Annotated in this window: 12 protein-coding genes and 1 pseudogene; 7 read left to right on the forward strand and 6 right to left on the reverse strand. The window is 74.7% G+C overall.

The window, feature by feature from the left end; genetic code table 11:
- The first annotated feature begins 7 nt into the window (after window positions 1-7).
- Genes trxB through WMF36_RS39805 form a run of 3 tightly spaced genes read left to right on the forward strand, consistent with a single transcriptional unit; the run spans window position 8 to window position 2,507 of the window.
- Complete coding sequence (gene trxB, locus WMF36_RS39795) at window positions 8-967, forward strand: thioredoxin-disulfide reductase (RefSeq protein WP_437576053.1); 960 nt, start codon at window positions 8-10, stop codon at window positions 965-967.
- A 9-nt stretch (window positions 968-976) separates the two neighbouring features.
- Window positions 977-2,020 (forward strand): uracil-DNA glycosylase family protein, encoded by a 1,044-nt coding sequence (locus tag WMF36_RS39800; RefSeq protein ID WP_437576054.1) that lies wholly within the window; start codon window positions 977-979, stop codon window positions 2,018-2,020.
- 1 nt (window position 2,021) lies between these two features.
- On the forward strand, window positions 2,022-2,507 hold the full coding sequence (locus tag WMF36_RS39805; protein ID WP_437576055.1) for a DUF2085 domain-containing protein: 486 nt from the start codon (window positions 2,022-2,024) through the stop codon (window positions 2,505-2,507).
- Window positions 2,508-2,537: 30 nt separating this feature from the next.
- Here WMF36_RS39805 and WMF36_RS39810 read toward each other — a convergent pair whose 3' ends face one another.
- Both WMF36_RS39810 and WMF36_RS39815 read right to left on the reverse strand, forming a co-directional pair.
- The gene (locus WMF36_RS39810) at window positions 2,538-3,548 is read right to left on the reverse strand and encodes a tetratricopeptide repeat protein (RefSeq protein WP_437576056.1); all 1,011 of its coding nucleotides are present in this window, start codon (window positions 3,546-3,548) and stop codon (window positions 2,538-2,540) included.
- Between the two features lie 743 nt (window positions 3,549-4,291).
- Window positions 4,292-5,068, reverse strand: a complete 777-nt coding sequence (locus WMF36_RS39815) for an ExbD/TolR family protein (RefSeq protein WP_437576057.1) — start codon at window positions 5,066-5,068, stop codon at window positions 4,292-4,294.
- Window positions 5,069-5,130: 62 nt separating this feature from the next.
- Between WMF36_RS39815 and WMF36_RS39820 the strand changes: the two are divergent.
- The 4 genes and pseudogenes from WMF36_RS39820 to WMF36_RS39835 all read left to right on the forward strand — a co-directional run.
- Window positions 5,131-5,436 (forward strand): annotated as a pseudogene (locus WMF36_RS39820) (AMP-binding protein); the annotation flags it as partial.
- 82 nt (window positions 5,437-5,518) lie between these two features.
- The gene (locus WMF36_RS39825; RefSeq protein WP_437576058.1) at window positions 5,519-6,769 is read left to right on the forward strand and encodes an AMP-binding protein; all 1,251 of its coding nucleotides are present in this window, start codon (window positions 5,519-5,521) and stop codon (window positions 6,767-6,769) included.
- Between the two features lie 44 nt (window positions 6,770-6,813).
- The gene (locus WMF36_RS39830; protein ID WP_437576060.1) at window positions 6,814-7,431 is read left to right on the forward strand and encodes a hypothetical protein; all 618 of its coding nucleotides are present in this window, start codon (window positions 6,814-6,816) and stop codon (window positions 7,429-7,431) included.
- 93 nt (window positions 7,432-7,524) lie between these two features.
- The gene (locus tag WMF36_RS39835) at window positions 7,525-9,486 is read left to right on the forward strand and encodes a hypothetical protein (protein WP_437576061.1); all 1,962 of its coding nucleotides are present in this window, start codon (window positions 7,525-7,527) and stop codon (window positions 9,484-9,486) included.
- A 112-nt stretch (window positions 9,487-9,598) separates the two neighbouring features.
- On the opposite strand, the gene WMF36_RS39840 is transcribed toward WMF36_RS39835, so the two are convergent.
- The 4 genes from WMF36_RS39840 to WMF36_RS39855 all read right to left on the reverse strand — a co-directional run bounded on the left by WMF36_RS39840 (window position 9,599) and on the right by WMF36_RS39855 (window position 13,305).
- Entirely contained in the window at window positions 9,599-10,933 is a 1,335-nt protein-coding gene (locus WMF36_RS39840) for a hypothetical protein (protein ID WP_437576062.1), read from the reverse strand.
- Window positions 10,933-11,466: a hypothetical protein gene (locus WMF36_RS39845; protein WP_437576063.1), complete on the reverse strand. Its 534-nt coding sequence runs from the start codon at window positions 11,464-11,466 to the stop codon at window positions 10,933-10,935. The genes WMF36_RS39840 and WMF36_RS39845 overlap by 1 nt, the downstream gene beginning before the upstream one ends.
- Window positions 11,466-12,062, reverse strand: a complete 597-nt coding sequence (locus tag WMF36_RS39850) for an RNA polymerase sigma factor (protein ID WP_437576064.1) — start codon at window positions 12,060-12,062, stop codon at window positions 11,466-11,468. Before WMF36_RS39850 ends, WMF36_RS39845 begins: the two co-directional genes overlap by 1 nt.
- A gap of 325 nt (window positions 12,063-12,387) precedes the next feature.
- Window positions 12,388-13,305, reverse strand: a complete 918-nt coding sequence (locus WMF36_RS39855) for an alpha/beta fold hydrolase (RefSeq protein WP_437576065.1) — start codon at window positions 13,303-13,305, stop codon at window positions 12,388-12,390.
- Window positions 13,306-13,364 lie beyond the last annotated feature (59 nt).

A 13,364-nucleotide genomic window follows, 5' to 3' on the forward strand; every position in this document is an offset into this window, starting at 1 on the left:
CTCCACCATGAGCGAATCGAACGTCCGTAACCTGGTCATCATCGGCTCCGGTCCTGCCGGGCTCACCGCCGCCATCTACGCGGCGCGCGCCAACCTGAAGCCGCTCCTCATCGAGGGCTTCAGCGCCGGCGGCCTGATCCCGGGGGGCCAGCTCATGTTCACGACCGATGTCGAGAACTACCCCGGCTTTCCCGAGAAGATCACCGGCCAGGAGCTGATGCAGCGCTTTCGCGACCAGGCCGCGCATCAGGGCACGGAGATCGTGACGGCGGACGTGACCCGGGTCGAGCTCACGGGCCACCCGTTCAAGGTGTGGGTGGATGACACGCTCTACCTGACGAAATCGGTGGTGATCGCGACGGGCGCGCGCGCCAACTACCTCGGCCTCGAGAGCGAGGAGAAGCTCAAGAACAAGGGCGTCAGCGCCTGCGCGGTCTGCGACGGCGCGCTCTTCCGCGGCCAGGACGTCGTGGTCGTCGGCGGCGGCGACACGGCGATGGAGGAGGCCTCCTACCTGTCCGGGCTCTGCAGCAGCGTCACGCTGGTGCACCGCCGCGACGAGTTCCGGGCGTCGAAGGCGATGATCCAGCGCGTGACCGAGAACCCGAAGATCAAGATCCTCTACAGCCACGTCGTGGAGGAGGTGCTCGACGTGAAGGCCGACATGGTGACGGGCGTCCGCGTCAAGAGCACGAAGACGGGCGACAGCCACCTCGTGCCCGCGGCGGCCATGTTCGTCGCGATCGGCCACACGCCGATGACGGATCTCTTCGTGGGGCAGCTCGAGACGCACCCGAACGGCTACCTGAAGACGGTCCCGGGCTCGACGCGCACGAACATCCCGGGCGTCTTCGCCGCGGGCGACGTGCAGGACTGGAACTACCGCCAGGCCGTGACGGCCGCCGGCACGGGCTGCATGGCCGCGCTCGACGCGGAGCGCTGGCTCGCGCAGCAGGGCGGCCACTGAGGGACGGCGATGGTTGAAGCGCTGCGCGAAGAGCTCGCCGATCTGACCGCCTCGGTCCGGGCGTTCCTGGAATGGCACGCAGCGACCGGCGCGGACGGGCTGCCGGGCCATCCTTCAACGCTCCACGAGGCGCTGGGCGCGTCGTCTCCGGACGGCGGTCCGCCGGCCCCTCGCCGCTCGGAGCGGGGTTTCGCCGGGCTGGATGCGCCTTCACCGCCGGCATCGCGCGGGGGCAGCGGCGCGGCCTTCGCGCCGCCGGCGCAGCGCAACGACGCCGGCGGCGTCTCCCCGCCGCAGCCGGAGCAGCGCTCCGCCGCTGCCGCCGCCTCCCCGCCGCAGCCGGAGCAGCGCTCCGCCGAGGTCCAGGCGGCGCGGTCTCCGGTGCAGGCGCAGCGGGGTCCCGAGCCGTCCCCCCGCCCTGCCGTGAGCGCCGCCTCGGCGCCGCGCGCGAACGCAGCCCAGCCGGTCACGCCGGAGGAGCGCGTGACGCGGCTCGCGCTCCTCGCGGAAGAGGTCCGCACCTGCCAGAAGTGTCCGCTCCACGAGGGCCGCACCCACGCGGTGTTCTCGCGCGGCAGCCCGCTCTCCGAGATCGTGTTCGTCGGCGAGGGGCCCGGGGCGGAAGAGGACCTGCAGGGGGAGCCGTTCGTCGGCCCGGCCGGGCAGCTGCTCGACAAGATGATCGCGGCGATGGGGTACCAGCGCGACGGGGTCTACATCTGCAACATCGTGAAGTGCCGGCCACCGAAGAACCGCAAGCCCGAGCCGGCCGAGATGGCGGCCTGCAGCCCCTACCTCGCGTCCCAGCTCGCGCTGATCAAGCCGAAGGTGATCGTGGCGCTCGGCGCCACCGCGGTGCAGGGGCTGATCGGCACGACCGAGGGGATCACGAAGCTCCGCGGGACATGGAAGCTCTACAAGGGCTCGATCCCGATCATGCCCACGTTCCATCCGGCCTACCTGCTGCGCCAGCCGAGCGCGAAGCGAGAGGTCTGGAGCGACCTGAAAGAGGTGATGCGCCACCTCGGCAAGAGCGCGCCCGACCGAGGCTGACGTGACCGCGTGCGCTTCCGGGCGCGAGGCCCCGGCGGCGCATCCGGCCGAGCCGTCATCGCGGCTCTCGGCCGTGCGCTGCGCGCTGGCGCTCCTCGGCATCCTGCCCTGGTGCATCGCCCTGGCGCGGAGCCACCTGCCGCTCGGCGAGCTCGGCGCCGCGCTCGATCGCCTCTTCGTGCCGATATGCCACCGCATACCCGGGCGGTCCCTCGCGCTCGAGGGCGTCGTGATGCCGCTCTGCAGCCGCTGCGCTGGCATCTTCGCCGGCGTCGCGGCGGGCGCCGCGATCGCGCGGCCTCGCCTGGGGATGGCGACGTGGCGCCCGATCCTCATCGGCCTCAGCGCGTTGATGGTGCTCGACGTGGCGACCCAGGATCTCGGGTTGCGCCCGGTCTGGCATGCCACCCGCCTCGCCACAGGCCTGGCCTTCGGCTACGCCGTGGCCGCGGCGTTCCTCACGCGGCTCGCTCGCCGCCCGGGCTGAACGCAGCTCGCCTGGCGCCCGGGCCGAGCGCTATTTCCGGCCCCCCATGGCCCTGCACTCGTGCACGGGGCCCTTCGTGGCATGGCGAACACACTCGCTGTACGCCGCGACGCCATCCTTCCACTTGCCCGTGTCCTGGAGCGCCGAGCCCAGGTAGAGATAGGGCAGCGCGTCGGTCGGATCTGCCGCGATGGCCGCGCGAGACGCCTCGATCGCGTCCTTGTACCTGCCGCGGTTGAGGAAGCTCAGCGCTTCCTTCTTCAGCTTGCCTGCGTCCTCAGGGCTGACCGCGGGCGCCGCGGCCTTCGCGGCCTCGGCTGCCTCGGCCGTCTCGGCCGCAGCCTTCTCGGCCTCGGCCTTCTCCGCGGCTGCCTTCTCCGCCTCGGCCTTCTCCGCCTCCGCGGTCGCCTTCAGCGGATCGGGAGCGGCCTCCGCCCCCTTTGCCGCGGCCTCCGTCCGCGCCGGCTCGGCCTGCGCAGGCGCCTTCTCCCGTGCGGGAGCAGGATTCCCTGCCACGGCCAAGAGCTTCGCCTCCATGTGCGCCGGCTTCGAAGCAGGCGCTGCCATCGCGACCGGCGCAGGCGAGGACGGCTTGCCCGAGAGCACCGACTTGGCGACCACCGCGACGGAGATCACCCCGGCGAGCCCCGCGACCGCCGCGACGATCCGGCGAAGGCGCGCCCGGCGGGCGAGGGTCTCGGGCGACAGCTGATGCACCACCACGAGGCGCTCGTCAGCGTGCTCGTCGGGATGGCTGGCCACCTCGGTGAGCGGCGGGAACGACTCCTCCTCGCGCCGGAAGAACGCCGCCGTCGGCGAGGAAGGGTCAATCAGATCGAGCGCGTCCGAGTCGGGCGACGGCTCGTCGGGTGAGGACGCCGGGCCTGCCGGCGGCTCCGAGGCGCCGGCTCGTTCAGACGCGGTCGACGGGTCGGAATCCAGCGCCTTGAGAGGCGTCGCGTCGCTCGTGCTGCGTGGAGCGGCCGACGGCGCGGCGGGCGCCTCGGAGATCCTCGAAACAGCGGGCGCCTCTTCAGCCAACCGAGCAGCGGGCGCCTCCGTGGCCAGCGGAGCCGCGGCCACTCGGACAACCGACGGGGCAGCGGGCGCCGGCGCTACCGACGGGGCACCGGGCGCCGGCGCTACCGACGGGGCATCGGGCGCCGGCGCTACCGACGGGACAGCGGGCGCCGGCGTTACCGACGGAGCGGCAGGCGCCTCGACGGCCGGTGGCGCAGCGGTCGCACCGACCTCGGCTGCCGGCGCAGGAGCAGCGGAGAGCTCCGCAACCGCCCCGGCGGCGACGTCCTGGCCGCTCGCCACCGGCTGCGCCGCATCCTGGGTCGCGAAGGCCGGCCCCTCAGGCGCCGCCGACATGCGGGGCTGAGAAGCCCGAGGACGGAGGCTGCGGCCCCTGTTCGCGCGGGCCGATGCAAGAAGTCGCTTCGACATGTCCGAACCATCCTCCCGTGATCGTCACGCCCCCGATGGCGCAGGGGACCGGCGACTCGCCCTATTCATGATCCAGGCCGGCCCCAACGGCGAGCGCCCGCCCGCGGTTTCCGTGCGCTCGCAGCACCCCCCGTGTGCCGGATCGTGCCGCGCTGCCCTGCCCCGCCATGCCCGCGCGCAACGAGACCCCACAGAGCCTCTCCCCACAAGAAATTGACAGTCTTCTCGCAACGGCGCGCGCCGGGCGCCGGGCGCACCGGACGTTCCTTCCGGCGGACGCGCCCCTGAGGGTGCGGCGATCCAGGGTGATGGAGCCCCCGGCGCCGCGCACGTCAGCCTCCACCGAGCTGCACCGGCCGCCCCGCGACCGGGGCAGCGCGGAGCAGGACGAGCGTGTCGAGCTTCTTCTTGGCGTCGGAGCCGATGATCGTGCCCGCCAGGTTGTGCGCCATCTCCCAGGGCACACCGTCGTCCGCGGAGAAGAAGGCCACCGTCGCGCTGCACGCGGCGATGTCCTTCGTGAGCTGCTCGCCGGTGTGCGACAGATCCGGGCCGGCGAGCCCCTTCCGCTGGCGCTTGCCCATGCCGCCGCCGAACGGCCAGATCGCCGTCGCGAGGTCCTTCAGCACCATCGCGCTGACGGCGCAGGCGGGGGGCTTCGACACGCGCCCCTCCGGCACCACCGTGATCTCCTTCGGGAGGTCGTCGCGGCCGTCGGTCTTGATGATGACCTTCGGCGCGCCGGCCGCGCCGAGCTCCGTCACGACGGCGGCGACCGCGCTCGGCTTCGCCTTCTTGTCGGCCAGCAACGTGACGGGCTTGCCGTCGATCGGCAGCGCGCGGACCACCTTCGCGAGCTTCTCGGCCCCGTCCTTCTGCGCCAGATCCACGCGCTGGCCGAGGTAGGGGCCCATGGAATCGACGAGCAGCTCGGGCATGCCCTTCGGCTTCGGCGGCTCGGCGGGCGCCTCGACGACCGGGGCCGCCGTGGCGGCGGCGCCGGGCTCGGACGGCTTCGGCGCGCTCTCGCACGCCGCCGCGGCCAGGATCAAGCCGGCGACGGCCGCGAGGCGGGGCAAGGCGCCGGAACGGAGGCAGGAGGCTCGCATGGCGCAGCAGTGTAACCAACCGGCCTGGCTCCGCGCACCTCCGCTGTGCGAGAGTTCGCGCGATGGCTTCACCGCTCGTCGAACGGCTGGCTCAGCTCGGATCGTCCGCTCGAATCGCCGTCGAGGACGACCGGGGGCCGACGACCTTCGCGGCGCTCACGGAGCGAGCCCTCCGCGTGCGCGGCGCGCTGCTCGCCGACAGCGGGCGGCGCGGCGTGGACGGGCGCGCGAGCCCGAGCTCCCTGGCATCCCTGGACGGGGAGCGGATCCTGCTCCTCGTGCCGCCGGGCGCGGCGTGGATCTCGGCGTTCCTCGGCGCCATCCTCGCCGGCGGGATCGCGCTGCCGCTGTCGCCCCTCTATCCGCCGGCAGAGCTCGAGTGGCTCGCGAGCGACGCCGGCGTGCGGCGGATCATCGCCGGAGATCATCGCCGGAGACGAGCTCGCCGCCGTGGTCGCCCCGATCGCGCAGGGCCGCGCCGTGCTCCGCGTGGAGGACCTCGAGCGCGCCGCCCCGGGGCCGGAGGGGGCGATCTCCGACATCGCCGCCGACGATCCGGCGCTCCTGCTCTACACGAGCGGCACGACCGGCAAGCCGAAGGGGGCGCTCCTCACGCACCGCAACCTGGCCGTGCAGGCGGAGCTCCTGCGCGCGGCCTGGGGCTTCTCCGAGCACGACGTGCTGCTGCACGCGCTGCCGCTGCACCACCTCCACGGCGTCGCCATCGCGCTCACGACGTCGCTGCTCGCGGGCAGCGCGACGAGGATGCTGCCGCGCTTCGACGCCCAGCGCGTCGCCGCCGAGATCGCGCGCCGCTCCGCCACGGCGTTCATGGCGGTGCCGACCATGTACCAGCGGCTGTTCGAGCAGCTCGACCGCGGCGACGCGCTCGGCTTCGCCGCGGGGGCGCGGGCCCTCCGGCTGGCGACGAGCGGCTCCGCGGCGCTGCCGGTGACGCTGGCCGAGCGCTGGCGCGACCTCACCGGCACGATCCCGCTCGAGCGCTTCGGGATGACCGAGATCGGCGTCGGCATGAGCAACCCGCTCGATCCGGGCGGCCGGCGGGCAGGCTGGGTCGGCTCTCCGCTGCCGACCGTCGAGGCCCGCATCACGGACGACGCGGGCAACGCGTCGGAATGGGCGCCGGACGAGGTGTCGGGCGAGGCGGTGGCGCAACGCGGCGGCGCCGCGGTCGCGCGGGGCGAGCTCTGGATCCGGGGGCCGAGCGTCTTCAAGGGCTATCTCGGGCGCGAGGACGCCACCGCCGCGGCCTTCCAGGACGGCTGGTTCCGCACGGGCGACGTCGCGGAGCGCTCCGGCGACGGGTGCTTCCGCCTCCTCGGGCGGACCTCGGTCGATATCCTCAAGAGCGGCGGGTACAAGCTGTCCGCCCTCGAGATCGAGGAGGCGCTGCGCGAGCACGGCGCGATCGCCGAGGTCGCGGTGATCGGCGTCCCGGACGAAGCATGGGGCGAGCGCGTGGTCGCGGTCGTCGTCGCCGCGCCGGGGCGAGAGGCGGAGTGCGCGACCGGACCGCTCCGCGCCTGGGCGAAGGAGCGGCTCGCGCCCTACAAGGTGCCGCGCGAGTCGATCGTCGTACCGAGCCTGCCGCGCAACGCGATGGGCAAGGTCGTCAAACCGGAGATCGCGAAGGCGATCGCGGCGGGCATGTCCGGCGGAAGGGCCCCGAGCGCGCGGTAGACGTCGCTTGACCGAGGCGCTCCGCTCCGGCCTACTCGGCCCCGATGCAGCCTGCCACCTCCATGGGCCCCGCCGCGTACGGCGGCCTCGCGGTTCAACCCTTCGCGCACCCCACCTACACCATCAAGCGGCCCTTCTGGTCGCTGCTCGGCCGCAAGTTTCACGTCTATGCGCCCGACGGTTCCCTCGTGTGCTTCGTCAAGCACCCGCTGCTCAAGCTGCGCCAGGAGTTCACCCTCTTCGCCGATGAGTCGGAGTCGCAGCCGCTGCTCACGATCCGATCGCGGCAGGTCATCGCCCTCAATCGATGTCTGGACGTCCTCGACGCGCGCACCGGCGAGCGGGTCGGGACCCTCCGCTCGCGCGGCCTCAAGTCGCTCCTCCGCGACACCTGGGACATCCTCGACCCCTCGGATCAGCCGGTCGGGCTGATGCAGGAGGACGGCGCCGCGCTGCTCCGCCGCATGTTCCCGCTCCTCACCGGCAAGTGGCATATCGAGCTCCAGCAGCAGGAGGTCGCGAAGGTGACCCAGGTGTTCCGGTTCTTCGTCAAGGAGTTCACGCTCGACCTGTCGATGAACCAGGGGAGGGTCGACGCCCGGTTCGCCATCGCCTGCGCCCTGCTCGCGCTCATGGCCGAGACGGCGCGCGAGTCCGGCTGAGTCCGCGCCCCCGCGGGCGTCCCCCGGCGGCCTCCGCCCGCCCGATCGCCGAAACTTGGCCCCTTTCGGCGAGTTCTGCGAGGTTGCCGCGCGATGCGCCTCGATCCTGTCTCCCGCCTCGATGTCGCCTCCGAGGAGGGCCGATCGCCGTCCCCCCCTGTGCCTCCGTCCGGCATGATCCGCTTTGCCCCGAGCGGGCAGGGCGCCGACTCCGAGCGTGAGCTCAGGGCGCGGCGCTTCCTCTGGGCGAGCGCCCCGGCGGCGCCGGACGGGCAGCTCCGCGCGGCGCTCGACGAGGCCGTCGAGCTCGCGCTGGCGATGCGCGGCGCGCTGCCGCCGCGGGTCCAGGCAGGCGACCCGCTCGAGGCGGTGATCGCCGACCAGATCTTCCGGGCGAGGGCGCTCGGCGCCGCGGGGCTCGCCGTCGCCCTGCCACGGCTCGCGGGCGGCGCGCGGGGCGCGCTCCCTCCGGAGGACAGCGCGACGCTCCTCGCCTGGCTCGGCGCGGCGCGCGAGGCGCCGGTCGCCCTCGTCTTCGACGAGGACGACAGGTCCGCGCAGGTGCTCGCGCCGGTGCCCCTCGCGGACCTCGTCGCGAGGAACGCGCTCGAAGGGCCCGGCGCCATTTCCCACGTGCGCGCGCCGGCGCGCAGCCTCGCGGCGCGCGAGCCGGAGCGCAGCCTCGCGGCGCGCGAGCCGGAGCGCAGCCTCGCGGCGCGCGAGCCGGAGCGCAGCCTCGCGGCGCGCGAGCCGGAGCGCCCCGTCGGGCCGGCGCAGCAGGGCGCCGCAGCGCTCGCCCCGGACGAGGCGCTCCCGGCCGAGCCGACAGCGCCCGGAGCGCCGGCGCCGCCCTCCGCCGAGGGGAGGACGGAGGCGAGGCCGCGCGGCGTGCTGCCCCCCCGCTCGTCGAGGATCCGCCGCCCGGACGCACCGGCGGCCGTCTTCTCCGCCGGGAGAGGCCCAGGCGCCGCGCCGGCGCACGGGGCGGGCTCGCCGCCCGCCGCGAACGAGACGCTCGCGATGGCCCTGGCCAGCGCCGATCCGGGCGCGCCGGCCGAGGCGCGGGGCGCGGCAACGACGCTCAGACCACCGCGCGCCGCGCACGAGGCCGCGCCGAGCGCGCACGCCGCGCCGATCCTCGACGCCGCCCAGGCGGACGCCGACGCGATGCCGCCGGCGCGGACGGAGCGGAAGGCGCCGCGCAACCGGGTCCTCAGCGCGGCCGAGTGGAGAACGCTCGCCGTCGAGCTCGACAACGCCCGCGGCCCGAAGCCGGTCCGGGTCATCGAGCAGCTGTTCGCCACCCACTACACGCCGCTGCTCGGCGCGACGCTCGCGGGCGAGACGGACGCGGCCGTGCGCGGCGTGGTCGACAGCTGGAGGACCAGCTTCGAGCACAGCTACCGGGAGGCGTTCTCGGCGCTGCGCGTGACCGGCAAGCGGCCGCCCATGGTGTTCGATGCGCCGGACATCGCCGCCCGCATCGGCCGGCTCAACGGGGCGCGCGGGGTGAAGCTCCTGCTCGTGGACGCGATGCGCTTCGACCTCGGCGAGCGCGTCGCCGCCCACCTGAAGGAGATCTTGATGGATCGGGCCATCCTTGTGGAGCGCTCGCTGCTCTGGGCGGCGCTGCCGCCCACGACGACGGCGCAGATGTCGCTGCTCGCCCGCGGGCCGGACGGGCTCCGCGAGACGATGCCCCCGACCGAGGCGGAGCCCGCCATCGCCCGCGGGCGCGCCGTGGCGACGCTGCGGCGCGAGCGGGTCGGGTCGCGCGAGCTGATGAAGCTCGACCTCGTGGAGGCGCGCCTGCGCGCCGCGGGGCCGCCGCTCGCCGAGCGGATCGAGGCCATCGCGGAGGAGGTCGCCGACGTTGTCGCGCGGTTCATGGCCAGCCTGCCGCCGCGGACCCTGCTGCTCGTGTTCGGCGACCACGGGTTCCGCATGACGTCCATGGGAGACGGCAGCGCGACCGGCCCGGCGTCGCAGGGCGGAGGCTCACCGGAAGAGGTGCTCGTCCCGGCGCAGGCGTGGCTCGTCGGCGGCGTGCACTGAGCGACCGCGGCTTCAGGTCGATCCGTGCCGGCGCGGCCGGCGCTGGCCGGCGCGCCGCGCCGGCCCATCAAGCGGCCGGCGCGCCGCGCGGGCCCGTCGCCGCGCGGGCCCGTCAAGGCGATGTGCGGTAGGGGCCTCCCGTCCCCTCGCTCCGCGCCTTCGGGCGGAGGAGCCCCGTGAGACGGGTCGCGACGAGCGCCCCGGCGCCGATCAGCGCGACGGCCGCGCAGAGCGCGCCGCCGATGTACGGGATCGCGCTGACGATCAGCACGCCGAGGCAGCCGATCGCGAGGTGAACGTAGGGGTTCTTGGTCCGGTGACCGAAGAGCCCCGCCCCCGCCGTCTCGAGCACGGCGCAGCCGCCCGCGACCACGGCGACGACGGCGAGCAGCAGGCCGATCACCGCGAACGGCACGCCGATCAGCGTGACGCAGAGGGCGACGGCGATCGCGAGGGCGCCGAGGACGCCCACCACGCCGAGCGCGAACGATCGCATGGGCCGGGCGGCGATCTCGACCTTGAGCGTCTCCATGCGCCTCGGCCAGAGCGCCAGCATCACCGCGCCGAACGCGAACAGGAACGCCGTGCGCGTCACCGCGTGGCCGGCCCTGCGCGCGAGCGTGGACGCTCCCTGCGCGCTCGCTCCGTCGCCTCCCGCGGGGCTCAGATCGTTGTTCACGTCGCCCCGGATGCGCGCGCGCTCGCCCCGGTGGAGCGGGCCGCCCACGACGTCGACGTCGCCGTCGATGCGGGCTCCGTCGGCCACGGTGAGGGGGCCGCCCACCGTCGACACGTCGCCGCGCACGCGCGCGCCCTCGTGGAGGTGCGTGGAGCCGCCCATCACGTCGATGTCGCCGGTGACGGTGCCCCACACGTCGAGCGAGCCGCCGATCACCGACACGTCGTTGACCACCTCGCCCTTCTCGACCCGGAGGCTGCCCCCGGTCACGAACCGATCCCGGCCGCGCGAGGAGGGCGGCGCCTCCTCGGCGTCCTCGTCCTCCGCGTCGCCGGGCGACGCCGAGGGCGCGAGCGCCGCCGGGGGCCCGGGCGCGGGCGTCTCCGGTGCCAGCGTCGGCTGCGGCGTCGCCGGGGCCGGGGCGATCGCGATCAGGTCACCGTCACGGGTCGCGACGTAGCTCCCGTCGGCGAGCAGGAGCTCCAGCACCCGGTCCGCCGGCTGGTCCTTCACGTGGAGATCGACGGCGTTGCCGGGCGGCACGTTGAGCACGAGGCTCCACCCGGCCGCCTGGGCGACGCGCTTCAGCGCTTCGCTGCGCGGCTCGTTGCTCAGCTCGACGCTCACCTTCGGCTCGACGTCTGGCCAGGACCCCTTGCGGAGGATCTCCGCCGTGGCCGCGCCGCTGGTCGAGACCCCCAGCGCGGCGCCCAGCGCAGCGGCGCCGAGGCGCGAGGAGGAAAAGAGACGAGTCGAGACGATGCGCATCACATCCCTCCGTTCAGCGAGAGCTGGTTTCCCCGGGTCCACGCGACACCGACCCCCACGAGCAGGAGCAGCGCCGCCGAGAGCCATGGCAGCGCCGTGAGCCACCCGGACAGGGCCCCGCTCCCCGCGAAGGCGCAGCCGATGCTCACCACCACCGAGCAGGCGTGCCAGAGCCCCGCCCAGCCCTCCCGCAGGCCGCCGGCCCCGGCCACGAGCGACGGCGCCGCGCCGAGCGCCGAGATCGCCAGGGCGAAGGCGAGCGCGGGGACCGGCAGCGGGGCGCGCGCCGCGGCGGGCTCCCTCGCGCCGCCGGGCGCCGCCTGGGCGCGCAGCAGCTCCCCCGCGCGGAGCGACAGGAGCGCCGCCTGGCCGAGCTCCGCGGAGCAGCACTGGCAGCGAGCGACATGCGCGAGCGCGCCCTCGGGCAGGATGGCCTCCTCGCCGTCGCCGAGCGCGGTGAGCGCTATCTCGGTCAGATGGCCGTCGGCTTGCCACACGAGGTCCGGCGCGAGCTTGTCGTCGTTCTGCATCATCACTCCCCGAGCGCCTCGGCCAGGCAGCGCCTGCCTCGCGCGATCCACGTCGCCACCGTCCCGAGCGGGATGTCGAGCCGGCGTGATATCTGCTGGTAGTTGAGCCCTTCAACATGGAAGGCCAGGAGCGCGCGGCGCTGGGGCTCGGCCAGCTTCTGCAGGGCCAGCTCGATCCGGCAGGCGCGCTCGGTCTGCGCGGCGCGCTCCTCCGGCCCGGGCGCCGGATCCGCCACCGAATCGAGGAGCTCGCCTTGCTCCTCGGCGCTCGCCTCCGGGAGCGCCTCGACGCGCCGCGTGCGGCGGCGGCGGCGCAGCACGTCCAGCGCCACGTGACGCGCGATCCCGAGCACCCAGGGGCGCAGCGGCTCGCCGTCGCGGAGGCGGCTGCGCCCCTCGAGGGCCCGGGCGAGCGCCTCGTGGGTGCAATCCTCGACGTCGGGGTGGTCGGCCCGCTCACCGAGCACGCAGGCGATCGCCGCGCGCACCACGGGCCGCAGGGCGGCCGTCTCGTCGAAAGACGCCCCCACCGTCACAAGCGACGCCGCGGGCAGCCCGTCGGACGCTTGGAAAGACGGCGGCGTGGTGGCTGGAATCATGCTGGACCCAGACAATTCGCGCGGACCCTCCCCAAAATTTCACGGGCGGGTCGAGAATGCGCCAGCCGCATCGAGATGGCCGAGGGCCGCCGCGGTCGGAGCGAGCGCATTCTTCGTTCCTGGACGGCCACCCTCGGTTCCTGGACGGCGCTCCTCTCTTCCTGGACGGCGCCCCTCTCTTCCTGGACGGCGCCCCTCTCTTCCTGAACGGCGCCCCTCTCTTCCTGGACGGCCACCCTCGGTTCCTGGACGGCCACCCTCTCTTCCTGGACGGCCCCCCGCCCTTCCTGGACAGCCACGGCGGTGTCACGGCGCCGCACGAGGGCTACGGGCAGGGGGCTGCTCCGGGCGCGAGGAACGCGATGAGCTCGGGAAGCACGAGCGCCGGGTCCTCCAGGTGCGGCGCGTGGCCGAGCGGCACGATGCGCAGCGTGGCGCGAGGGATCGCGGCGGCCGCGGCGATGCCGAGCGGCGCCGGGAACACGTCGTCGCGCTCGCCCCAGAGCACCAGCGTCTCCGCGTCGATCTCGCCGAGCCGCGCGAGGCGATGGGGCACGGGGCCGACGGCGGGGAACAGCGCGTTGAACGCGGCGACGGGCGCGACCCGGCCGTCGGGCACGGCGTAGAGCTCGCCGTGCAGGGCCGCGAGGCGCTCGCCGAGGGGCGTGGGCCGCGGCGGGTGGATGCGGCGGAAGAGCGCGGCGCCGAGCACCCGCGCGAGGCGCTCCGGCGGGGCGCGGAAGTAGGCGCGGCTCCGGGCGGTCATGACCGGCCCGACCCCCATCGCGCCGAGGAGCGCGAGCTTCCGCGGACGCACGCGCCTGCGGAGCGCGATCTCCGCCGCGACAAGCGCGCCGAGCGAGTGACCGACGAGCGCGGCGTCGCCGAGACCCAGCTCGAGGAGGAGCTCCTCGACCGGATCGGCGAAGAAGCGGAGGCCCTCCTCGAAGCCGCCACCCTCGAACGGGGGCGACGAGGCGTGGCCGAACCCCGGCAGATCCACGGCGACGACGCGGTGGCGCCGCGCGAGCTCGGGGAGCAGCGGGAACCACGTCGTCGCGGCGTTCCCGCGGCCGTGCAGGAGGACCACCGGCGAGCCGCGGCCGCCCTCGAGGTAGCGGAGCGCCGAGCTCAGCGCGGCGCGGCGGTGCACCGCGAACGGCGGCTCGCCCGCGGCGAGCTCCGCGAGGATCGCGCTCTCGGCCGGGCCCAGGCGGGAGACGACGGCGTGGACATTCGTCACGGGCGCTCCCCGTAGCGCGATCGATACGGCGCGGAAATGCTGCAGCCCGCAGGGCCGCC

The organism is Sorangium sp. So ce887 (assembly GCF_051521455.1).
GTDB lineage: Bacteria > Myxococcota_A > Polyangia > Polyangiales > Polyangiaceae > Sorangium.